This is a genomic window from Bacteroides sp. ET489, assembly GCF_030518095.1.
Lineage (GTDB): Bacteria > Bacteroidota > Bacteroidia > Bacteroidales > Bacteroidaceae > Bacteroides > Bacteroides ndongoniae.
Genome location: NZ_JAULLJ010000010.1, coordinates 1 through 23,412 on the forward strand (window position 1 = coordinate 1; position 23,412 = coordinate 23,412).

Below are 23,412 nucleotides of genomic sequence, written 5' to 3' on the forward strand. Positions count from 1 at the left end.
TCGAGTACTCCCCCTCAAAAAATTCCCCAGTTAGGAAAAAATTTTTTTCTAACTGGGGAATTTTTTTTCCCTAACTGGGAAAAATTATAGCTTAAAGCAGTTTGAATTCATATCCTTCTTCCTTCAGAAAATTGAGGGCACGGGGCAGGGCATACTGCAGGTTGCCGTTGTCCCAGGACTTGAGGGAGTCGTGGAAAGTGATGATGGAACCGTTGCGGGCGTAGCGCATGACGTTGGCCAGCACTTGGGGGCCGCGAAGCTTCTTGCTGTAGTCGCGGGTGACGAGGTCCCACATCACAATCTTGTATTTGCTTTTCAGCACCATGTACTGTGCCCAGCCCATATGGCCGTGTGGCGGGCGGAACAGGAGCGGGCGCAGGGCTTTTGTGGTGATGTCCGGGTCGCAGATGGAGCACATGAAGTCGTATGCCTCTTCCGTGTTCTCCAAATAGCTGTACGAGGTAAAGTATTTCCGGCTGAATCCGCGGATGTGGTTGAAGGTGTGGTTGCCGATGCGGTGACCACGCTCCACCACCATGCGGAAGATGTCGGGATACTTGCGCACGTTGTCGCCTACCATGAAGAAAGTGGCTTTGACCTGATGCTGGTCCAGCAAGTCGAGCACCCAGGGGGTGACTTCGGGGATGGGGCCGTCATCGAACGTCAGATAGACGGCCTTTTCCTCCGGATTCATACGCCACAGGGCACTGGGGTATAGCTTGCGGAACAGCTTGGGGGGTTGTTCTATAAACATGCTGTCTTTATTTCATTCGATCTACATACATGTTGTATAGTTCTTCCACTTTCGGCTCATAGACGCCGGCTAATTGCGACTGATACTGCTTCATGATTTTCACTTCGCGGTCCAGTATCGCCCAATGGTATTCGTACTCACGGCTGGCATACATGAAGCGGGTGTCGCTCATGCTCATGTACCATGTCATGTATTCCACCGACTTGTCGGCCAGCTGCTTCATGATGGCGTCGGCTTTGGCGGTCTCGCCCAGTTTGTAGTAGGCTTCGGCTATCTGTACGGCACCGTTCTGGAAGTCGTATGGCACGTTGCTGGCAGGTATCATCTTTTCGCCATAGTCGAGCACGACTTTGGCCTTGTCGTTTTTGCCTTCCTTGATGAGCTGGTTGCCCAGTTGCGAGAAGAGGCGGCGGTGCGTGTAACACATGCGCATGGCGTTTTCGTCGATGTAGATGCCGGGCTTGTCGATGCCGCCGAACTTGAACTTGTTCATCAGGTTGTCGTACATCTTCTCGCTGTCGATGCTGACTCCGGTCTTGGTGTTGTCGAACGGCGTGAAGCGGTAGGCCAGGCCTTCCTGAACGAAATGGTTGGCCATGCCGAGCTGGTTGTCCTCACCCACGCTGATGGCGATGTAGATGGGTCGTTCCCAGTTGGCCTCGGACAGCATTTCGAGCATCATCAGTTCGCTCTTGTACAGGGCTCGTTTGCCTTTCAGCGAGATGTGCATGTAGTCGGGGATGGAGTCGCCCGGTATCAGCATGCCGCTGCGGCGTACGGCTTCCTTGTCCACCTTGATGACGATGCTGTCGGTCGGGATGACTTTCAGTTCTTCGTTTTTGCCGCGTACCCAGTACTTCAGGATGTTCTTCAGCTCGTAGGGATTGTCGCCGAACTCCTTCTGTACGTTGATCAGGGCTTCGTTGTTGCCGTTGAGGGCCTGCTTTTTGGCTTCGGCGTACAGGGCATCGAGGCTCTTTTTGTATTCGGGACGGACGGGGACGTATTCGTTGGTTCCTTCGACGTACTCCATGCGTTCCCAGGTGATGGGCAGCGACGGGCTGTCGTAGGCCGGACGTTTCATCTGGTCGATGTACCAGTCGGTCTGCAGGTACGAGAGGTTGCAGGTACGTGCATCGGTGCGGCATCCTTCGGTTTCCTGGTTGTACCACAGGGGGAAGGTGTCATTGTCGCCGTTGGTATAGATGATGGGGTTGCCCGATTCCTGAAGCGACATCAGATAGTTCTGGCCGAAGTCGCGTGCCATGTAGCGGTCGCTGCGGTCGTGGTCGTCCCAGGTCTGGCTGGCCATCTGTATGGGCACAAGCAGGCAGACGATGGAGATGATGAGGGCAGAAACCAGCGAGGGTGTAAGGGCGGCGGGCTCGTTTTCCTCAGGGATTGCCTGGTGGGCTCGTTTGCTTGTCCACTTGTTGACCGCCTGTGTCAGTCCGGCCACGCCCATACCTATCCAGATGGCAAATGCGTAGAACGAGCCGGCGTAGGCATAGTCGCGTTCGCGCGGCTGGCTCGGGGTCTGGTTCAGGTAGAGTACGATGGCGATACCCGTCATGAAGAACAGGAAGAATACGACCCAGAACTGCTGGATGCCCTTCTGTCCGCGGTAGGCTTGCCACAGCAGACCGATGAGGCCGAGCAACAGGGGCAGGCCGTAGAACACGTTGTGGCCCTTGTTCTCTTTCAGTTCGGTGGGCAGCAGTTGCTGGTTGCCCACCAGCATGTTGTCGATGAAGTCGAAGCCCGTAATCCAGTTGCCGTGCTCTATCTCGCCGGAGCCTTGCAGGTCGTTCTGGCGGCCTACGAAGTTCCACATGAAGTAGCGCCAGTACATCCAGTTGAGCTGGTAGGAGAAGAAGAACTTGATGTTTTCCCATTGGGTCGGCATCTTCACCATAATCATTTCGCCGCACTGGTCGTAGGGCACTTCGTAGCCCTGAATGTCCTGCCAGCTTTCGTATTGCTGGGTGTGCAGGCTGCTGTACATACGCGGGAAGAGCATGTTCTGTGCATACTCGTACTCGATGCGTCCGGGTATTTCAACGTAGCTGTCTTTCTCGTCGGGGGTGGCTTTTTCCTTGCGGATGAACTTGGTGCCGCTGTACGAGATGCGCGGCTGGCAGTAGCCGTCCTTTACGTCGAGCGCCACTTTGGACGAGTAGGCCGGACCGTAGAACAGCGGACGCGTGCCGTACTGCTCACGTCCCAGATATTCGCCCAGCGTGAAGATGTCTTCCGGCGAGTTCTGGTCCATCGGTGTGTTGGCTGTAGAGCGGATGACGATGAGGGCATACGACGAGTAGCCGATGACCATCATCATGGTGCACAGCAGGGCCGTGTTCAGCGTGCGGGCGCTGACGCGGTATTTTTCCTTCATGCGTGCCTGCATTTTCGGGTTGAGGTAGAGCCACAGCAGGGCAATGATGATGATGCCGATGATGACCGAGCTGGCACCGTGGCCGTAGAAGGGAATACCCAGCATGGCAATGGTGAGCACGAACGACAGGGCCATGCGCATCTTGCTCTTTTCGGTGTAGCTTTCGTACACGCCCCAGATGAGGCAGGCTGCCAAGAGGATGATATAGACGATGACGCCCGTGTTGAACGACATGCCCAGCGTGTTGACGAACAGCAGCTCGAACCATCCGCCCACTTTCACGATGCCCGGTACGATGCCGTAGAGCACCACGGCCACCAGCACCATAGAGCCTATGAGCGCCAGCAGCGAACCTTTGGCGTTGGCATGGGGCACTTTCTTATAGTAGTACACCAGCACGATGGCAGGCAGACAGAGCAGGTTGAGCAGGTGGACACCGATGCTGAGGCCCGTCAGATAGGCGATCAGGATGAGCCAGCGGTCGCTGTGAGGCTGGTCGGCCACGTCTTCCCACTTCAGTATCAGCCAGAATACGATGGCTGTGAACAGGGAGGAGAAAGCATATACTTCGCCTTCGACAGCCGAGAACCAGAAGGTATCGCTGAACGTATAGGCCAGTGCGCCTACCATTCCGCTGCCCATGATGGTCACAATCTGTCCGCGGGTGATGTGTTCGGGGTCTTTGACAACGAGTTTGCGTACCAGGTGCGTGATGGTCCAGAACAGGAACAGGATACAGGCACCGCTCATCAGCGCGCTCATGTAGTTGACCATTTTGGCAACTTCCGAGGGGTCGGAAGCAAATTGCGAGAACAGGTTGGCCGTCAGCATGAAGAAGGGTGCGCCGGGCGGGTGACCGACTTCCAGCTTATAGCCGGTGGTGATGAACTCGGGGCAGTCCCAGAAGCTTGCTGTAGGCTCGATGGTCATGCAGTAAACGGTCGCCGCAATGAGGAAGGTAATCCAACCCACAATGTTGTTTACGGTTTTGTACTGTTTCATTCGGATGAGGTTATTCTGTTTTTATTATTTATATTTCATCGTTTTGCCGATGCCGCGGCAGAGCCGTGCATACGGCGTGGCGGCAAAGATAATGATTTCTGTTCTAAATTGGTGACAATAAGCTTCATTATTAGTATAGGTTAAGGGATGGAGGAGTCAGCGCGGAGACTGCCGTGAGCCGTGCAAGTGTTGCTCGTGAGCCGTGCAAGTGTTGCTCGCGAGCCGTGCAAGTGTCTCTCGCGAGCCGTGCAAGTGTCTCTCACGAGCCGTGCAAGTGTCTCTCAAGGGGCGTACAAATGCCGTTTGAATGAGGTTCGGATTGTAAGGCCTAATCGTCTGAGCAACAGTGATCTGTGTGTTTGTGGTTCCCCAGGATGCGATGGGGCAGTGAGCCGTGTCCCAACAGCTCTATCGGACAGTTGAAGTTCTTCTCGAGCCATTCGCCCGTGACGCATTCGGTCGAGGGGTGGTAGTCCAACGTTTCGTTGACGCAGGCTACGGACTTGACCTGTTGCAGGATGGTGCCGATGTCGTGGCTGACTAAGATGATGGCGCAGTCGCGGTTGATTTCGGCCAACAGCTGGTAGAGGCGTGCTTCGAACCGCTTGTCGATGTAGGTGCTGGGTTCGTCGAGTATCACGACTTCGGGATCGGAAATGATGGCCCGGCCAAGCAGGGCGCGTTGCAGCTGGCCTCCGCTCAGTGCTCCGATGGGGCGCTGTTCGAGTCCCTCCAGTCCCATGCGGGCTACGACCTGACGGGCCAGTTCGCGGTGTCGGGCGGTGAAGCGCGAGGCCAGCGATTTCTTGCTGCTGAGGCCGGAGAGTATCACTTCTTCGACGGTGATGGGAAATTTACGGTCGATGCTGTTGTACTGGGGCAGGTAGCCCATGGTGATTTTTCCCGTTGCGTGGCTGTTGTCGGTGGCGGATATGTCTTTACTACTTTGCGAGGGAGTGAAGACGATTTCCCCCTGCAAAGGAGGCAACAATCCGAGGATACACTTTATCAGCGTAGTTTTCCCTCCGCCATTGGGGCCGATGATACCCAGAAAATCATGTTCGTATACGGTCAGGTTGACATCGTGCAGCACGGTGCGTCCGTCGTATCCGGCACTGAGATTTCTGATTTCAATGATAGGTTGCTGGGACATGGTCGGCAAATGTTTTTTCTTGAGGGTATCTGTTTGGCTTGCAAATGCTTTATTTTTCAGTCGCCTTTTCGCCGGACAGTGCCCGTGCTACTTTCAGCATTTCGTCTTCCCAGTCGTAGGACAGCGGATTGATGGGCACAACGGTAGTGCCGGTCTGCTTGGCTATCAGGTCGGCGTTGCGGCGGTCAAATTCGGGTTGCACGAAGATAACGTGCACATTTTCTTCCTTACAAGTATTGATCAGCTCCTTCAGCTGCGCGGGTGACGGTTCTTTACCTCCGGCCTCGATGGGAATCTGATACAGGTCGTAGTCGCGTGCGAAATACGATAGGGCGGGGTGGTAAATCATAAAGGCACGGTCGGCGTTCGGGGTCGACAGCATGTTACATATCAAACTGTCGGTCCGCTCCAGCTTGCGGCACAGCGTGTTGTATCGTTCCAGATAGACGCTCTCGTTCTGTTTGTTCATCAGGCACAGGGCGTTCAGTATGTTTCCGGCAATGATTTGGGCATTGGTTGGCGAGTTCCAGATGTGTGGCTCCACTCCGAGCAGGGGGCGTTCGCCGTCAGCTTCGTCGGCATGGTGCATTTCTTCTTCCTGATAGTTGCTTTCGGGTGCCGAGGAATGGACGTGTTGGTGCGGGGTGTCAAAGATCAGTTCGATGCCACGCGATAGTTCGAAAAACTGCAAGTGGGGCGCATTGTCTGCCAGTCGGTCGGCCCATACTCGTTCGAACCCGATGTGTCCGATTCGGAAGTAAGCTTTGCTTTTGGCCAGTTCAACCAGTTGCTGAGGAGTAGGATCGTAAGTTTCCGGGCTGCTTCCTTTGGGCACCATGCTGACTACGGTGTATTCGTCGCCGGCAATGGCCTCGGTAAAGTAGCGCAGAGGTTCGATGGTGACTGTGATGACGGGCTTTTCGGTACCGGCATCTTTTTTCGAGCCGTTTCCCGATTTGCATGCAATCATCAGAACAGACGATATAAGTAAGATAAGGAGTTTTTTCATATATAAAGCATGTCGTTTAAGTTCGCAAGTACAAAGTTGGAGTTAGGCTGCATCGCACTTGACTGTGCAAAGATAGTGAAATGTCACATTTATACGAAGTACAAGTTAAAAATGATAAGCGGGAACTTTGGATTGCAGAATTTTTTTTTGGAAAAATAGCAGGTGCGCATAGGGGTTTTTACGGAAGTCTGCGTTATAAAGGCAGAATCACCTGGCCAAGTGATGCGACAGCGAAAACAGAAACAGACAGGTATTCCGGCCGTTTTGTTGCATGGAAACAAGAAGAGAGAGAAAAAGAGACATCCGAAACGGGAAGGAGAAAACCTGATGAGTATTCAACCATTAAAAAACAAGAAGTTATGAAGATTAAATTTATTGCATTATCTTTGTGTGCATTGGCAAGTGTAAATATGGTAAACGCTCAGGAGAGCAGTAAAGGAGAGAGTAAACACGAAATCCGTCTTTCGGTAAGCGACGGACTAACGCAAGGAACGGTCGATGTACTCGGAATGGGATTGGCCGATGCTGTGTTGGGTAGTAAACGTACTGACGAATCATTCAGCATGGTATACGGATTGGGTTACCGTTATTCGCTCAATCGTTTCCGGGTCGGTACAGACTTTGGTTTCTCGTATGGAAGCAGTAAATTGATGTTGTCCGGCGAAAAGTCGCCTTCATTGAAGGAGAAAGACCTGAATATGCTGGTACTGCCCACTGCCGAGTTTACCTATTATAAACACGGGCTGATAGAATTGTATGGTGGAGCTTCGGCTGGTGTCAAACTGAACCGTCACACCGAAACTGGGCTTACTGATGCCGGCAAGAAGGTGGCAAAGAAAGCGGACTTGTCTACTTCGTTTGCCTATCAGGTTAATCCGATAGCTTTGCGGGTTGGCAATAACCGTGTCGGTGGATTCGTTGAAGCCGGATTGGGTCACAAGGGATTCCTGACGGCAGGTGTCAGCCTGAAGTTCTGACAAAACGATATTTGATGTGAATGCAATGATATGAGAGCCGATAGAAAGGAAATATTCAGATCCAGGTTTCAGAAACATTATTCCAGGCTGTGTAGTATAGCCTACGGATATGTTTCTGACAGGGATGACTCGGAAGACATTGTTCAGGAACTGTTCATCAGTATCTGGAACAAGGGACTCGACTCCATGCCCGAAGCTGAGTTCACGGCTTACGTGACTACTTCCGTGCGAAACAGTTGCATCTCTTTCCTGCGGAAGCGCAAGGAAGATGTAGTTTCTATCGAGGACTGCCCTTTCCTGGCCGGTGACGTAACGGACGATAGTCCGGAGGCTGGGCATGAGTCTCCTTCGCCTGCCGAGCTCCTGGAGTCGGCACTTGCTACCTTGCCTCCCAAGTGCAAAGGCATCTTCCTGATGGCGAAGTTGCAGGGACTGAAGTATCGTGAGATAGCCCAAAAATTGGAATTGTCCGAGAAAACCGTTGAGAACCAGATGACAAAAGCCATCAAGATGCTGCGCGCCTATGCAGCCGAAAATCGGTCGTTGCTGGCGGTAGCTGTCATTCTCCTTTTATCAATTATCGTAAACCGTTAGTACATTATGAATAGTAAGACAGATATCAACGAGCTGCTGGCCAAGCATTTTGCCAACGAACGGCTGACCGCTTCCCAGCAAGAAGAGCTGAACGAATGGATATCAGCCCATCGGGATGAATACAGACGGTTGCAAAAACTGATAGGTGCCTCTGTTGGAAAACCGCAAGGTATCAGCTTCGATGCAGAGCGGGCTTGGCAGAAGGTAGAAGCACGGTTGGAGGAACGGTCTCAGAAGGTCATACCATTCAGGCGAAAGATGTTGTTTTGGACTTCGATGGCAGCTTCACTCCTCATTGTGCTTGCTGTATCGGTGTTCTACTTCTCTTCGGCATCGGACGAAGAAATGGTGCGTTATGCCAATGTCGGCCGTACGGAGCAGCATTGCTTGTTGCCTGACAGTTCGGAGGTTATTCTTTATCCCGAAGCAGTGGTTACCTATCAGCATACCGATAAAGGTCGGTTGGCACGACTCGAAGGAAAAGCATTTTTCCAGGTAAAAAGGAAAATACACGGTGTCCCTTTCAAGGTAGAGACCAACTTGTTGAAGGTAGAAGTGCTTGGTACTTCGTTTCTGGTCGATGCAGCCGGTAAAGAGCAAGCCGCCGTATTTGTAAAGAGTGGCAAAGTCAGAGTCAAGACAGACGAAAGCGGAGCGGTGCTCGAAGCCAATGAAAAAGCTGAATGGAAAGACGGGCGTCTGGAAGTAGGTATCATTGAGGATCCTCAGGCTTTGTTTGGTGAGGCTCCGGTAGTATTGGTGTTCAGCGCGACTCCCTTGCCTGATGTAGTGCGGGAGATTGAAAAGAAGACCGGCGTTCGTATCGAATTGGAGGCTGGGTTAGAAAAGAATTTGATTACTACCCGAATAGAAAGTGAAAGTGCACAGGATATGGTAGAAGAACTGGCTTTCCTGTGCGGATGTAAATACAAAACTCTGACAGAAGGAAAACATTATCGCCTGTATGAAGAGTAGGCTGTATATCTTACTGCTGTTGGCAGTGTTAGGTATGACCGAAGTGGACGGACAGGATTTGAAGCCGTCGGATGCGGTAGCGGAAGAGCTGGTGCAGGTCAGCGCCTCTTCCGCTACCGTGTTGCAATGGTTTGGCTACATCGAGAAGCAATGTGGTATTGTGCTTTCGTATAATCCTGCGCAAATCGATCTTACTAAAATCTGCACTATAGAGACTGCTGGAGCCATGACTGTAGGCCGGCTGCTGGCACAGGTGCTGAAAGACTATCGCTTCAAGACAGCCTTTGTACCTCCTCGCAAGCTGGTCATACAAATACAGAAACAAGAAGAACATTATGTTCGGGGAAAAGTGAGCGAAGCCGATACCGATGAGAAACTCTATGGTGCGGTAGTCTCTTGGACTGACGCTGCAGGCAGACAATGGAATACGGTAACAGACGAGAACGGTATTTTCAAGCTTTATTTGCCTGAAGGAGCCTATACATTGAGCGTGTCGTACATGGGGTATACGCCCTATACCCGTCAGGTTAGAATCAGTCGCGACTGTTTTCAGAATGCTTCTTTGCAACCTTTGCTGTTCGAGATAGACGAAGTGACGGTACGTTCGGAGAAATCTACTGATGAACTCACTGAACTGAATCCTTCCAATCTACTTGCTTTCAGTACCAATGACCTGTTCTCACAGATATGGATTTTGCCGGGGGTGACTTCTTTTTTGGCCGGAAACAACCTGCAGGTAGATGGTGGGGGACCGGACGAGAACCAGTTTTTGCTTGATGGAGTACCGGTCTATCATCCGGGGCATTTCGGTTCATTGCTGCCCATGTTCAACGGAGATGCTGTGAAAAACATGGTTTTTCATAAAAGCTTCTTTCCCACCCGTCTGGCGGGTCGATTGTCTTCTGTCACCGAAGTCAACCTGAAAGAGGGGAATAAGGACGAACATATGCGTACCCTGACGCTGGATATGCCGGCGGCATCGGTGATGCTCGAAGGACCTATCCTGAAACAGAAGCTGTCGTATATGGTAAGTGCCCGTCGCAGTTGGCTCGATTTTTTCGACAATCTGTTATCGGAAGACGACCGGCTGAACCATTCTTCGTACGACTATAACGCTAAGTTGTCTTACTCCATCTCGCCGCTTTCTACCCTTAATCTGCTGGCGTATGGTGCACGTGACGATTATCACCTGCCAGTGTATGAAGGCGAGACAACTTCGGTTTTAAGATGGGAGAATCAGGTCTATCAATTGTCTTATAATATCCAGTGGGGTAAGTTGGGTAATGCAACTTCCCTGTATTATTCATCTTATTCCAACCGTGCTCTTGTTGACGGTCTGGGGCTGGATGGTGAGGGATATGTACGTAGTGGGATTAAGTCGCTGAATGTCTCGACCGAGTTTACTTATGCTCCTGAGAATTTATATCGGGCCCGTTGGGGACTGAAGTATACACATGAATCTTATGATTTGGCAACGTTGGGCGAAGAAATCCGTACCCGTCGTGAGCCTATCGGACAGGTGTCGCTGTTCTATGATAATACGGTGAATATTTCGCCTCGTTTTTCCGTGCAGGTCGGTGTGCACGGAGTGGGCTATTATCCACGAAATCATCGTTCGTATTATAGTATTCAGCCACGACTGTCGGTGAAGTATTTTCCGACGGAGAAAGACTTACTTTATTTTCATTTTTCGAAAATGGAGCAGTTTTATCATTATCTGCGTTTCAGCAGTTGGGCTTTGCCTACCGACTTCCGAATGCCGAGTATTGACGGTTATAGACCCCGTACGTCGGAACATTATGAAATAGGCTGGAAGCACTTTCTAGAAGAAGGTCGTTTGGAAGCTTCGCTTTATTACAAAACACGACGTAATGTTGTGGCCTTACGTCCTGAAACCTTTGTCGAGAATGGGGCGTGGCAAGAATATATTATGAGTGGTAACGGCGACAGTTATGGTGCGAAGTTCTATCTTTATAAAAATTGGCAACGCTGGAAACTGCAGCTTTCCTATGCGTACACCCGTAGCAGGGAATGGTTTGCCGAGGTTGAGAACAGGAAGAAATTGCCATCTTTGTACGATGTTCCCCATCAGTTGGGCGGGGCATTGTCCTATCAGCTGAATGCGCGTTCACTGTTTTCGGTTGGCGGTATGATGCGTTCAGGGAAAGTCATCGATCTGGACGAATGGTTTGAACCTTTACCTGAGGCCGATTTCCGTATGTGGCGCGAACCGCTTCATTATCGGGTGGATGTTGGTTATGCTTATAAGAAGTCGTTTGGTGAGAAGTTGTTCACATTTCGTTGTGGACTTTATAATGTAGTGGGTAATCCTTCGGAGGAAGATGTACTCAGTTTCTATTCCGTCCATTGGCATGGCAACTGTTTACCTTATGCTGGTATCAGCTTTAAATTCTAAAAAGGTTGCTCTGCCCGTTTTCGTTTGGTTATAGCTATTATTTGGATAAAAAAGAAAGAGGGTGCGTCTCTTCGTTGACGCACCCTCACTTCTGTGATATTAATCAAATGTAAAAAACAAATTAGTCTTTCAATTTGGCGATGATGAAGTCGCGGTTCAGACGGGCAATGTTGCTGATAGAAACATTCTTTGGGCATTCAGCTTCGCAAGCGCGGGTGTTGGTACAGTTACCGAAGCCCAGTTCGTCCATCTTGGCAAGCATAGCCTTTGCACGACGCAGTGCTTCAGATTTACCTTGCGGCAACAGGTTGAGCTGGCTTACTTTAGCTGATACGAACAACATGGCCGAACCATTCTTACAAGCAGCTACACAAGCACCGCAACCGATACAGCTGGCGGCATCCATAGCTTCGTCAGCAACGGTCTTCGGGATCAGAATAGCATTGGCATCTTGCGGAGCACCTGTGTTTACGCTTACGTAACCACCTGCCTGCATGATCTTGTCGTATGCTGTACGGTCTACCATCAAGTCCTTGATTACCGGGAAACCTGCAGAACGCCAAGGCTCTACTGTGATGGTATCGCCATCATTGAAGCGGCGCATGTAAATCTGGCAAGTAGTAGCTCCGGTAGCAGGTCCGTGCGGATGTCCGTTGATGTAGAGTGAACACATACCGCAGATACCTTCGCGGCAGTCGTGATCGAATACAACTGGTTCCTTACCTTCAGAAATCAGCTGTTCGTTCAGGATATCCAGCATTTCCAGGAAAGAAGTATCGCCGGGAATGTCCTTCATCTGATAGGTTTCAAAAGCGCCTTTAGCCTTGGGGCCTGCCTGACGCCATATCTTCAGTGTAAATGATATATTTTTATCCATACTTTCTTTAGTTTTTAAGTTGGTGAGTTTTTAAGTTTTTGAGTTAAATAACTCACCACGCTGTTTTGGTTGATTATTATTTTAAGTTATTTGAATCCAATCCTTTTTTTCTTCTGTAAATTAATGATTGTAACATTTTGTTTACTTCATTATTGAGTTTTTCTATTTCTTTAAATCTGTCTTCTGTGATGAAAGAAAGCTCGTAGGAAACAGTTAACTGCGTATCTAACTCATTTGAAGAACCTAAGGATATATATAAGAATTGAACTAATTCCTTATCAGAACCTCTTCCAAATCCCTCCGCTATATTAGATGGGATTGAAATAGAACATCTTCGCATTTGATTGGTTAATCCGAATCGTTCATCTGAGGGATAATTGGCAGTAAGCTGGTAAATAGCTTTGGCTAACTTTATGCTTTTTTGCCATACCAACAAATCCCTGTAAGTTCCCATAACTTATAAACTCAAAAACTTATAAACTCAAAAACTTATGATTTGTAGTTACGAGTCTGAACTTTGATTGCTTCGTAAACCAGTGGTTCTTTCAGCAATACCGGAGCTTTATCGTCGCTGTCTTGGTATTCCCAGCAAGCTACGTAGAAGTAGTTTTCGTCATCACGCTTAGCTTCACCTTCTTCTGTCTGGTATTCTTCGCGGAAGTGACCACCACATGATTCGTTACGGTTCAGTGCATCGTAAGCGATCAGTTCACCCATAGTGATAAAGTCGTTCAGACGGATAGCTTTGTCAAGCTCTACATTCATGCCTTCCTTGCTGCCTGGGATGAAGAGGTTGGTTTCGAATTCCTTGCGGATTTCTTTCAGTTTGGCCAAACCTGTCTTCAAGCCTTCAGCTGTACGGCCCATACCTACGTATTCCCACATTACGTGACCCAGTTCTTTGTGGATAGAGTCTACAGACTTCTTACCCTTGATGTTCATCAGATGGTCAATCTTGTCCTGAACGGCTTTTTCAGCAGCTGCGAATTCGGGCAGATCGGTTGAGAAGCGGGGAACGGTGATCTGGTCAGCCAGATAATTCTGGATAGTGTAAGGCAATACGAAGTAACCGTCGGCCAGACCCTGCATCAATGCAGAAGCACCCAGACGGTTGGCACCGTGGTCAGAGAAGTTACATTCACCAATAGCGAACAGACCCTTGATGCTGGTCATCAGTTCGTAGTCTACCCAGATACCACCCATTGTGTAGTGGATAGCCGGATAAATCATCATCGGGTTTTCGTAAGGCGATACGTCGGTGATTTCTTCGTACATGTCGAAGAGGTTGCCATAGCGTTGTGCTACTACATCTTTACCCAGACGGTTGATAGCTTCGGAGAAGTCGAGGAATACGGCCAGACCTGTGTTGTTTACACCGTAGCCCTTGTCGCAACGTTCTTTGGCTGCACGGCTGGCAACGTCGCGCGGAACGAGGTTACCGAATGCCGGATAACGGCGCTCCAAGTAGTAGTCACGATCTTCTTCGGGGATATCTTTACCTTGCAGTGTACCTTCCTGCAATTTCTTGGCATCTTCCAGTTTCTTCGGAACCCAGATACGACCGTCGTTACGCAGAGACTCAGACATCAAAGTCAGCTTAGACTGCTTGTCGCCGTGTACAGGGATACAGGTCGGGTGGATCTGTACGTAGGCTGGGTTGGCGAACCAGGCACCCTTACGGTAGCAAGCCATAGCAGCTGAACAGTTACATGCCATAGCGTTAGTCGAGAGGAAGTAAGTGTTTCCGTAACCGCCAGTTGCGATAACTACAGCGTGAGCAGCGAAGCGCTCCAGCTTACCTGTTACCAGATTCTTGGCGATAATACCACGAGCACGACCGTCGATGATAACGACGTCTTCCATTTCGTAGCGTGTATACAGTTTTACAGTACCGGCATTTACCTGACGGCTCAGTGCAGAGTATGCACCCAGCAGCAGCTGCTGGCCTGTCTGACCTTTAGCATAGAACGTACGTGATACCTGTGCACCACCGAATGAACGGTTGGCCAGTGTACCGCCGTATTCGCGAGCAAAAGGAACGCCCTGTGCCACACATTGGTCGATGATATTGTTCGATACTTCAGCCAAACGGTATACGTTGGCTTCGCGGGCACGGTAGTCACCACCTTTTACTGTATCGTAGAACAGACGGTATACAGAGTCGCCGTCGTTCTGATAGTTCTTGGCAGCATTGATACCACCCTGTGCAGCGATAGAGTGTGCACGACGAGGAGAGTCCTGAATGCAGAAGTTGAATACTTTGAAACCCATTTCACCCAACGAGGCAGCAGCACTGGCACCAGCCAGACCTGTACCAACCACGATGATGTCCAGACGACGCTTATTGGCGGGGTTTACTAATTTCTGATGGGCTTTATAGTTTGTCCATTTCTCAGCTACCGGTCCTTCCGGTATTCTTGAATCTATCTTGGTCATAATGATTTTTTAGTTTGTTAGTTCGTAAGTTCGTAAGTTTATAAGTTGATAGGTTTATCGGTTCGTAGGTTTACGAGTTTGGGAAACTCAAAAACTTAGAAACTCAAAAACTTAAATGAGAGATTGAATGTAGAATGCAACAACTACCAGTGCAAAGCAGATGACAACGATGGTGGAGTAGATGTTAGAAATGCATTTCCAACGGTTAATCCAAGTCTTGTTGTTCCATCCCAATGTCTGCATAGCGCTCCAGAAACCGTGAGTGAGGTGGAACCACAGCGCACCCAGCCAGATGATGTAGAGTACTACGTTGACTACATTGCCAAAGGTGTTCTGGATGTGATAGATACCATTAGCGGCATTCATCATTACGCCCAGATCTTGGCAGCCTGCCAGTTCGGGAAGCATCATTTTTGACCAGAAGTGTACCAAGTGCAGGCACAGACCTACAATGACGATGATACCCAACACCAACATGTTTTGTGAAGCCCATTCTACTGTTTTAGGCTTTTCTACCACTGCATAGCGTTCGCTACCGCGTGCACGGCGGTTCTGCATAGTCAGCCAGAAGGCATAGATGATGTGAATGATGAACAAGGCGGCCAGACCGAGTGTACCGACCACTGCATACCAGTTCGCTCCCAAGAACTCACAAACCATGTTGTAGCCTTCGGCCGAAACCAGCGCAACAAGGTTCATCGCCATGTGAAACGTCAGAAACAGGATAAGGGCGATACCGGTAACGCTCATCACCACTTTCCTTCCTACAGATGAATTACTTAACCACATAAATGATTGAATTTAAATTATTTAATAGTTAGAAAAAAATTCCTGTCAATGCCCGATGGCTATTTTCTTGCAAAAATAGGTGAAATACCTTGATTAAGCAAGGAATTAAAGAAATAATTCCTTAATAAGTAGTGGCTTGTTTCTCTGTTCGTTGCATGTATGAAGAAAGTAGATTATATTTGCTGCCTGATAGGAAAGAAGGATGTTAGAACGCTAAATTGATGGAAATGCAAATGATGAAACGTTGGACTTTTTTTGTATGTTTTCTGTCGTTGCTCGTGTCGGGCGCATGGGGGCAGAATTGGGATATCAACACGGTGCATCGTGTCAATAGTTGGGACGGAAAGTTCATTCGTAATTATAATAAGGTGATTTCACGGACGGAGCCGTATGTGGCAATTGGAGTACCTGTTGCCATGGCGGTAACTGCATGGGCCAAGCATGACAAGCAGTTGCTGAAGGATGCTGTTTATGTAGGTACCAGTGTGGCAGGTGCTTTTGTTGTGACGTACGGCATGAAGTATCTGGTGGACAGGCAGCGGCCTTATGAACGCTACCCCGACAGAGTGCATGCTTACAGCCACGAGAACAGTCCGTCTTTCCCTTCGGGGCATACGGCGACAGCCTTTGCATTGGCTACGTCGCTCAGTGTGAAGTATCCCAAATGGTATGTGATTGCTCCTTCGGCCGTGTGGGCCTGTTCGGTAGGGGTATCGCGAATGAACGAAGGCGTACACTATCCGTCCGATGTGCTGGCAGGTGCAGCAATCGGAGCCGGATGTGCAGTGGCTAATATCTATATCAATCGTTGGCTGAACAAATGGTTGTTCGGTGACTGATTACAATTCAGTCGTAGTCTTATCCATCAGTTGTTCGTAGAAGCCTTCGTTCAGCACTTTCAGAGCCTGCTGTACGCTTTGGTTGGTGGCGTTCATCACTTGGAAATATTCGTTCATGTCCCATAGGTCGCGGGCGATGAGGGCTTTCAGCTGTGTCTTGATGAGGGGAATCGCACGTTGGTATTGCGCTTCATCGAATTTCACCTTTTCCTTGTCGGCCAGTGCACGCAGGTCGGTCAGGAAGGCTTCGTCTATCTCGAAATCCTTGTCGAAGGCTTCAAAATTCTTGTATTTCTTCTGTAATTCCTGGCGGTGGTGTTCGATGTAGCCCGTTGTGCTGCGTATAATGACTCCCTTTGCCACGAGATTGCGGTGGTAGTCAGTGTACTGCGTAGTATCCATGGGGACAAAGAAGTCGGGCATGATGCCTCCGCCGCCATAAACGGTACGTCCCAGACGTTTGGTCTGGTATTTCAGTGAGTCGGGGAGGTGGATGCTGTCGGCGTGCATCAGTTCGCCGTGGTTGAAGCGATCGAGCAAATCCTTGGCGTAAGCTTCCTGCATGTCGTCGCCTTTGCCGCTGTAGGGTTTCTGGATGCAGCGGCCGGCAGGTGTATAGTATCGGGCAATGGTAAGCCGTATCATTGAGCCGTCGGGCAGGTCAATGGGACGTTGTACCAATCCCTTGCCGAAGGTGCGGCGACCTACTACTACGCCACGGTCCCAGTCCTGTATGGCACCAGTGACGATTTCGCTGGCCGAAGCCGAATATTCGTCTACCAGTACTACGAGGCGTCCTTCACGGAAGTTTCCGTTACCTTTGGCGTAGAAATTGCTGCGGCGGGCAGCCCGTCCTTCGGTATAGACAATCAGGTCCTTCTGGTTGAGGAATTCGTTGGCCAGATCGATAGCGGCGTTCAGATAACCGCCGCCGTTGCCTTGCAGATCGAGGATGAGGTCTTTCATTCCTTTCTTCTGGAGGTCTTTCATCGCAGTGAGAAACTCTTCGGCAGTAGTGGCTCCGAAACGGTTGATGCGGATGTAGCCTGTATGGGGTTGTATCATGTACGAGGCGTCAAGGCTCAGGATGGGTATTTTGTCGCGCTTCACGGTGAAGTGCAGCGGATCGGCAATGCCGCGGCGCACGATGGTCAGATTGACTTTCGAATCCTTGGGACCGCGCAGCCGCTTCATGATGTCTTCGGTACTCATTTTTACTCCGGCAATGGCTGTGTCGTTAACCGCTGTGATACGGTCGCCGGCCAGTATACCTACTTTTTCCGAGGGGCCACCGCTTACGGGCTGAATAACGAGCAGGGTGTCTTCTATCATCTGGAACTGTACCCCGATTCCTTCGAAGTTGCCTTGCAGGGGCTCGTTCATTTTCTTCACTTCTTCGGCGTTGCTGTAGGTAGAGTGTGGGTCGAGCTGCTCAAGCATCCCGATGATGGCCTCTTCTACCAGTTTGTTTTCGTCTACAGAGTCGACGTAGAGCTTGCTGATGGCAAATTCGGCCATTTGCAATTTGCGTAAAGCGTCCTGGTTTATGTTCTGTGCCTGTAGAGCAAGGGTACAGACAAGCAGAACCGGTAATAGTATATATTTCATGATGTGATTTGTTTTCAGTAGGTTCTCGCTACAGATTGCACTTCTCTGTTTAGCTGATTATTCTTCACTAATCTTCATGCCTTCGGGCAGGAATTGGCTGACATCTTTCTGAAACTGTAGCAGTTCGCGTACGGCGGTCGAGCTGATGCTGGTCAGTTCGGGTTCGGTGAAAAGCAGAATGGTTTCCACTCCCGCCAGTTTGCGGTTGATGTCGGCGATGGTTTCTTCGTATTCGAAGTCTTTCACCGTGCGGATGCCGCGGATGATGAGGTTGGCTTTCTCTTGCAGAACGAAGTCGATAGTAAGACAATCGTAGGATTTGACGCTGACACGCGGTTCGTCTTTATAGAGTTGCCGTATCATGGCTTTACGCTTTTCGGTAGGAAAGTAGCTGTGTTTCTTGTCGTTGATGCCGATGCCGATGACAACCTCATCGACAAATGTCAATGCACGCTTCACTATAGAGTAGTGGCCGATGGTAAAGGGGTCGAATGTTCCCGGAAAAATAGCTTTGGTCATAATTAAATTAAGAATGAAGAATTAAGAATTAAGAATCTTTGAGATGAAGGATAAAGAACGAAGAATGAAGAATTTCAGTTAAGCGGAAAACGGTAGGCTGTAATGTCACATAGCCAAAATTCTTCATTCTTCGTTCTTCATTCTTCATTTACCATGTCTTCTTCGATAACCAGATTATCTATAATAAAGTTCTGCCGTTCCATGGTGTTTTTGCCCATGTAGAATTCGAGCAGTTCTTTTACAAGGTCGTTTTTGCGAAGGTTCACCTGTTCCAGCCGCATGTCTTTGCCAATGAAGTGGCGGAACTCGTCGGGCGAGATTTCGCCCAAACCTTTGAATCGGGTGATTTCGGGGTTCGGTCCCAGTTCTTCGATGGACTTCAGCCGTTCGTCTTCGGTATAGCAGTAGTTGGTTTTCTTTTTGTTGCGTACACGGAAGAGGGGGGTCTGCAAGATGTACACGTGGCCTTTCTTGATGAGGTCGGGGAAGAACTGCAGGAAGAAGGTGATGATGAGCAGACGGATGTGCATGCCGTCCACATCGGCATCGGTGGCTACGATGACCTTGTTGTAACGAAGTCCGTCAAGGCCGTCTTCGATGTTGAGGGCGGCTTGCAACAGGTTGAACTCTTCGTTCTCGTAGACTACCTTCTTGGTCAGTCCGTAGGAGTTCAGCGGTTTTCCGCGTAGCGAGAATACGGCTTGGGTATTCACGTCGCGGCTTTTGGTGATGGAGCCGCTGGCCGAGTCGCCCTCGGTGATGAAGATACACGATTCGGCTTCCTGCTCCTTGCCTTTACCGTCGTTCAGGTGGTAGCGGCAGTCGCGCAACTTGCGGTTGTGCAGGTTGGCTTTCTTGGCACGCTCACGGGCCAGCTTAGTGACGCCGGCAATGGCTTTGCGCTCTTTTTCGGAGTCTTGTATCTTCTGCAGCATGACTTCGGCCATCAGCGGATTCTTGTGCAGGTAGTTGTCCACTTCGGTCTTGATGAAGTCGCCCACGTACTTGTTCACCGTGGGACCTGCCGGCTTGTCTTCCTGCGGCACGGCGGGCCACATGTTGTTCGAGCCCAGCTTGGTCTTGGTCTGACTTTCGAACATGGGCTCTTCTACATCGAGTGCAATGGCGGCTACCAGTCCGTTGCGGATGTCGGCATAGTCCATGTTTTTGTTGTAGAATTCCTTGATGGTACGTGCCAGATGCTCTTTCAGAGCTGTCTGGTGTGTACCGCCTTGGGTGGTATGCTGGCCGTTGACGAAGGAATAATATTCCTCGCCGTACTGGTTGGTATGGGTGAAGGCTATTTCGATGTCCTCGCCCTTCAGGTGGACAATGTCGTAAAGGCCCTCGCTGGTCATATTATCTTTCAGCAAGTCTTCCAGGCCGTGACGCGAGACAATGCGCTGGCCGTTGTAGATGAAGGTCAGACCTGTGTTTAGGTAAGTGTAGTTACGCAGCAGTGTTTCTACAAACTCGTTCTGGAAACTGTAGTTGAGAAACAGGGTGTTGTCCGGCTCGAAGAAGATGTAGGTACCGGTTTCTTCCTGTGTGTCTTCGGTAGTGTCGTTTTGCAGTACACCCCGTTCGAAGATGGCAGTGCGTACTTTACCGTCGCGGTAGCTGCGGACTTCGAAATGGCTGCTCAGTGCGTTGACGGCTTTGATACCTACACCGTTCAGTCCGACGCTTTTCTTGAACGCTTTTGAGTCGTACTTTCCGCCTGTATTCAGTTTGCTGACAGCCTCAATGAGCTTGCCTTGGGGGATGCCCCGGCCGTAGTCGCGTACACTGACACGCAGGTTGTCTTCGATGTTCACTTCGATTTTTTTGCCGGCTCCCATTTTGAACTCGTCAATCGAGTTGTCCATAACTTCCTTGAGCAGGACGTAGATACCGTCATCGTTTTGTGAACCATCGCCCAACCGGCCGATGTACATACCCGAGCGGACACGGATGTGCTCCATGTCGTCCAGGTGGCGTATGTTGTCTTCGGTATATTCTACCGGTACTTCTGTAAATTGCAGGTTGCCGTCTTTTTTTTCTTCTTCCATGGTCTGACTATTCCCTTTCTGTCTTATCTTGCAAAAATAACGGTTTTATGGGGCATGAACAAATTTTTTATTCTTTTTAGGGGAGAAGTTTTTGGGCTTTTAGCCGAGCAGAGGGCTTCTGTATGCAGTCATCTCGCCGTTTTCTTGTCCAATATCCCTGGACTTTGCAGGCAAAACCGCTGGGGTTTGTGGGGCTGTTGCCCCGCATTTGCCAGGAAAACGCCACGCGTCTGTCTGGCAAATGCGGCGGCTTTATTTGTTCAGTATGAGCCTCCGTTGATACGGACGATTGTTTCAAGTGGAACGTTGTCGTCGGTTGTCGTTTCTCTAACAACAACAATATCTTTTTTTCTTTCTTTCTTTTTATATATATAAAGAGACGTTTTTTTGTCGTTTCTTTGCGTAAATGGATGATAAGTTGTTTGCTATCAGTTTGTTAGTTCGATTTTTAAGGCGTTTTTTATGCCTGTTTTCAGCTATTTTTCATCGGTTTTTGCTGTTTTTTCAGCGTTTTTTGCCCGATTTTGAGCGAAATTTTACTGTTTTTCCGCCAAAATTCGTTGTTTTTTCGTCAGAATTCATCAGTTTCCCATCAAAAAACATCCGTTTTTCGTCAGAAATCATCGTTTTTTCATCGGATTTCGAGTAAAAACGGGGTAAAAACAATCTCTTCAGGCATTACTTGATTTCCTTGATGAATGCTCGGCGACGCTTGTGCTGCTCCGTGCGGAAGTATTCCCACTGCGCCTGTACTTTTCCGTTCAGTTCCAGTTCAGGATTACTTTCGGCATATTCGAAACCCAATTGCTGGTAGACGGGAATCAGGTCGGAGAACAGCAGTGCATTGACGCCCTTATTCTGATATTCGGGTTTGACGGCTACGAGCAGCAGGTCGAGCATCTTGGCGCGGCGTTTGAAGAACAGAGCTTTGAGCAGGTAGAACCATCCGAAAGGTAACAGACGTCCGTGCGACTTCTGCAGGGCTTCGGACAGCGACGGCATGGAGATGCCTACGGCAATCAGCTGGTCGTCGGCATCGGTGATGAGTGTCACCATGCGCAAGTCCAGAATGGGCAGGTACATCTTGACGTATTGGTCTATTTGTTTCTGCGTCAGAGCCGAGTAACCGTAAAGTGGTGTATAGGCTTCGTTTACCAGTTCGAAAATAGCCTGTCCGTAATCGCGGGCGATTTCTTTCCCCGATGTATATTTTTTTACTTTAAGATTGTACTTCCGCTGTATCAGGTCAGAGATGCGTTTGTGCTTGTCGGGGATGGCGTCGGGGATAAATATTTTATATTCTACCCAGTCAGCATCTTTCGCAAATCCCATCCGTTCCATGTGCTGCGGATAGTAAGGATAGTTGTAGATGGTAGCCATGGTACCCAGCTGGTCGAAGCCTTCGACAAGCATTCCTTCGGCATCCATGTCGGTGAAACCCAACGGACCGGTGATGTGGGTCATTCCACGCTCCTTACCCCATTGTTCGACAGTGCTGATCAGGGCATCTGCCACTTCGGCGTCGTCGGTAAAGTCGATCCATCCGAAACGGACTTCCCGTTTGTTCCAGGTCTGGTTGGCCCGATTGTTGATGATGGCGGCCACACGACCTACTAGTTTCCCGTCTTTGTATGCTAGAAAGTATTCGGCCTCGCAAAACTCGAAAGCTGCGTTCTTTTTCTTGTTGAACGTGTTCAGCATATCGTCGTAAAGGTCGGGTACGGAGTAGGGGTTGCTTTTGTATAGTTCGTAGTTGAAGCGGATAAAGCGCTTCAGTTCTTTTTTTGTGGTAACTTTTTTTATTGTAACAGCCATGGTCGTTGAGTTAGTTTGATGGCGCAAAGATACTTTTTTTTCATGAAGAATGAACTATGTGGGAAGAAGAATGATGCCCCAGTCATGAGTTTTAGGCGGCATTGTAGATCAGCCAGGCTGTATATCCCACATAGCATGCTATCAGTATGGCACCTTCGACGCGTGTGATGATGCGCTTGCCGAAGAAGACTCCGAACAGCCATAGCAGAATGCTGGAGCCGACGAGTACCAGCAGATCGGTATTGTTGATACCTGCCAGGTGCAAGGGGGTGATAGAAGCCGAACAACCCAGTACGAAAAAGATGTTGAACAGGTTACTGCCTACTACGTTGCCGATGGCTATTTCAGGATTTTTCTTCAAGGCGGCAACAATGCTGGTTGCCAGTTCGGGCAGTGAGGTTCCTCCTGCCACCAGCGTCAGACCGATGATCGATTCGCTGACTCCCAGACTGCGTGCAATGCCGCTGGCACCGTCTACAAAAAACTGTCCGCCGTAGATGAGGCCTGCCAGTCCAGCCACGATGTATATCAGAGACCGCCACAGAGGCATCTCTTTAATTTCCGTTTCTTCTTCTGCAGTAGCCGGACCGTCGCTTTCTCCACTCTTTTCGGGAGAGGGGGTGAGGCCACTTCTTGCAATGGCAAAAGTATAACTCAGGAAGATGGCCATGAAGCACAACAGGATAAGGCCGTCGGTGATGCTGATTACGTTTTCGCCAGATTTGTCGAGCAGCATGTCGTTGCCCATAATCAACAGGGCAAGTGAGGCCAGTATGCAGAGTGGTATTTCTTTGAGCAACGTGTTGCGTTGCACCACGATGGGGGCAAACATGGCTGTGCAGCCTACAATCATCAGGGCATTGAAGATGTTACTTCCTACTACGTTTCCTACGGCGATGTCGGCACTGCCTTTCAAGGCTGACGATACGCTGACGGCCAGTTCGGGTGCCGAAGTACCGAAAGCTACGATGGTTAGTCCGATAACGATGTTGGGGATGTTGAAGCGTTTGGCTACGGAAGAGGCGCCGTCGGTCAGTCCGTTGGCACCCAGCAGGATGAGGAGCAAGCCTCCGATGAGCAAAAGAATATCCATATACAGGGAATAATGATGTTATTGGTTATTATTTATTGTGCGGCAAAGATATACATTTCACGGATAATGGGCAAAAGCGGGACGTGACAAACACTTTTTTTCGCCTTTGT

Annotated in this window: 18 protein-coding genes; 5 read left to right on the plus strand and 13 right to left on the minus strand. The window is 49.7% G+C overall.

Annotation, left to right across the window (positions count from 1 at the left end; genetic code table 11):
* Positions 1-91: 91 nt before the first annotated feature.
* The 4 genes from Q3C19_RS07620 to Q3C19_RS07635 all read right to left on the minus strand — a co-directional run bounded on the left by Q3C19_RS07620 (position 92) and on the right by Q3C19_RS07635 (position 6,313).
* On the minus strand, positions 92-754 hold the full coding sequence (locus Q3C19_RS07620) for a polysaccharide deacetylase family protein (protein ID WP_302728341.1): 663 nt from the start codon (positions 752-754) through the stop codon (positions 92-94).
* A gap of 7 nt (positions 755-761) precedes the next feature.
* Entirely contained in the window at positions 762-4,151 is a 3,390-nt protein-coding gene (locus tag Q3C19_RS07625) for a DUF2723 domain-containing protein (protein ID WP_302728343.1), read from the minus strand.
* 328 nt (positions 4,152-4,479) lie between these two features.
* Entirely contained in the window at positions 4,480-5,304 is an 825-nt protein-coding gene (locus Q3C19_RS07630; protein ID WP_302728345.1) for a metal ABC transporter ATP-binding protein, read from the minus strand.
* A gap of 49 nt (positions 5,305-5,353) precedes the next feature.
* Entirely contained in the window at positions 5,354-6,313 is a 960-nt protein-coding gene (locus Q3C19_RS07635) for a metal ABC transporter solute-binding protein, Zn/Mn family (protein WP_302728347.1), read from the minus strand.
* Between the two features lie 359 nt (positions 6,314-6,672).
* On the opposite strand from Q3C19_RS07635, the gene Q3C19_RS07640 reads away from it, so the two are divergent.
* Genes Q3C19_RS07640 through Q3C19_RS07655 form a run of 4 tightly spaced genes read left to right on the plus strand, consistent with a single transcriptional unit; the run spans position 6,673 to position 11,275 of the window.
* Positions 6,673-7,290, plus strand: a complete 618-nt coding sequence (locus Q3C19_RS07640) for a hypothetical protein (protein WP_022162767.1) — start codon at positions 6,673-6,675, stop codon at positions 7,288-7,290.
* Positions 7,291-7,320: 30 nt separating this feature from the next.
* Positions 7,321-7,884, plus strand: a complete 564-nt coding sequence (locus tag Q3C19_RS07645; protein WP_302728349.1) for an RNA polymerase sigma-70 factor — start codon at positions 7,321-7,323, stop codon at positions 7,882-7,884.
* 6 nt (positions 7,885-7,890) lie between these two features.
* Positions 7,891-8,859: a FecR family protein gene (locus Q3C19_RS07650; RefSeq protein ID WP_302728351.1), complete on the plus strand. Its 969-nt coding sequence runs from the start codon at positions 7,891-7,893 to the stop codon at positions 8,857-8,859.
* Complete coding sequence (locus Q3C19_RS07655) at positions 8,849-11,275, plus strand: TonB-dependent receptor (protein WP_302728353.1); 2,427 nt, start codon at positions 8,849-8,851, stop codon at positions 11,273-11,275. The genes Q3C19_RS07650 and Q3C19_RS07655 overlap by 11 nt, the downstream gene beginning before the upstream one ends.
* 121 nt (positions 11,276-11,396) lie before the next feature.
* Here the strand turns inward: Q3C19_RS07655 and Q3C19_RS07660 are convergent, their stop codons facing one another.
* From Q3C19_RS07660 to Q3C19_RS07675, 4 genes are all read right to left on the minus strand, one after another.
* Complete coding sequence (locus Q3C19_RS07660; RefSeq protein WP_071148159.1) at positions 11,397-12,152, minus strand: succinate dehydrogenase/fumarate reductase iron-sulfur subunit; 756 nt, start codon at positions 12,150-12,152, stop codon at positions 11,397-11,399.
* A gap of 76 nt (positions 12,153-12,228) precedes the next feature.
* Entirely contained in the window at positions 12,229-12,606 is a 378-nt protein-coding gene (locus Q3C19_RS07665; protein WP_277122697.1) for a four helix bundle protein, read from the minus strand.
* Between the two features lie 35 nt (positions 12,607-12,641).
* The gene (locus Q3C19_RS07670; RefSeq protein WP_302728356.1) at positions 12,642-14,588 is read right to left on the minus strand and encodes a fumarate reductase/succinate dehydrogenase flavoprotein subunit; all 1,947 of its coding nucleotides are present in this window, start codon (positions 14,586-14,588) and stop codon (positions 12,642-12,644) included.
* A gap of 111 nt (positions 14,589-14,699) precedes the next feature.
* A complete protein-coding gene (locus Q3C19_RS07675) occupies positions 14,700-15,377 on the minus strand; it encodes a b558 family succinate dehydrogenase cytochrome b subunit (protein WP_022162761.1) in 678 nt (225 codons plus the stop codon).
* 236 nt (positions 15,378-15,613) lie between these two features.
* Here Q3C19_RS07675 and Q3C19_RS07680 point away from each other — a divergent pair, with 236 nt between their 5' ends.
* Positions 15,614-16,216, plus strand: a complete 603-nt coding sequence (locus tag Q3C19_RS07680) for a phosphatase PAP2 family protein (protein WP_071148548.1) — start codon at positions 15,614-15,616, stop codon at positions 16,214-16,216.
* Here Q3C19_RS07680 and Q3C19_RS07685 read toward each other — a convergent pair whose 3' ends face one another.
* The 5 genes from Q3C19_RS07685 to Q3C19_RS07705 form a co-directional block, all read right to left on the minus strand.
* Positions 16,217-17,824 carry a S41 family peptidase gene (locus Q3C19_RS07685; RefSeq protein ID WP_287641691.1) on the minus strand — a complete coding sequence of 536 codons (1,608 nt, stop codon included), beginning with the start codon at positions 17,822-17,824 and terminating at the stop codon, positions 16,217-16,219.
* Between the two features lie 57 nt (positions 17,825-17,881).
* Complete coding sequence (gene coaD / locus Q3C19_RS07690) at positions 17,882-18,343, minus strand: pantetheine-phosphate adenylyltransferase (RefSeq protein WP_302728359.1); 462 nt, start codon at positions 18,341-18,343, stop codon at positions 17,882-17,884.
* A gap of 137 nt (positions 18,344-18,480) precedes the next feature.
* Entirely contained in the window at positions 18,481-20,394 is a 1,914-nt protein-coding gene (locus Q3C19_RS07695; RefSeq protein WP_302728361.1) for a DNA topoisomerase IV subunit B, read from the minus strand.
* 678 nt (positions 20,395-21,072) lie between these two features.
* Complete coding sequence (locus Q3C19_RS07700) at positions 21,073-22,209, minus strand: hypothetical protein (RefSeq protein WP_022162756.1); 1,137 nt, start codon at positions 22,207-22,209, stop codon at positions 21,073-21,075.
* Between the two features lie 91 nt (positions 22,210-22,300).
* Positions 22,301-23,302, minus strand: a complete 1,002-nt coding sequence (locus Q3C19_RS07705) for a calcium/sodium antiporter (protein ID WP_302728363.1) — start codon at positions 23,300-23,302, stop codon at positions 22,301-22,303.
* Positions 23,303-23,412: the final 110 nt, after the last annotated feature.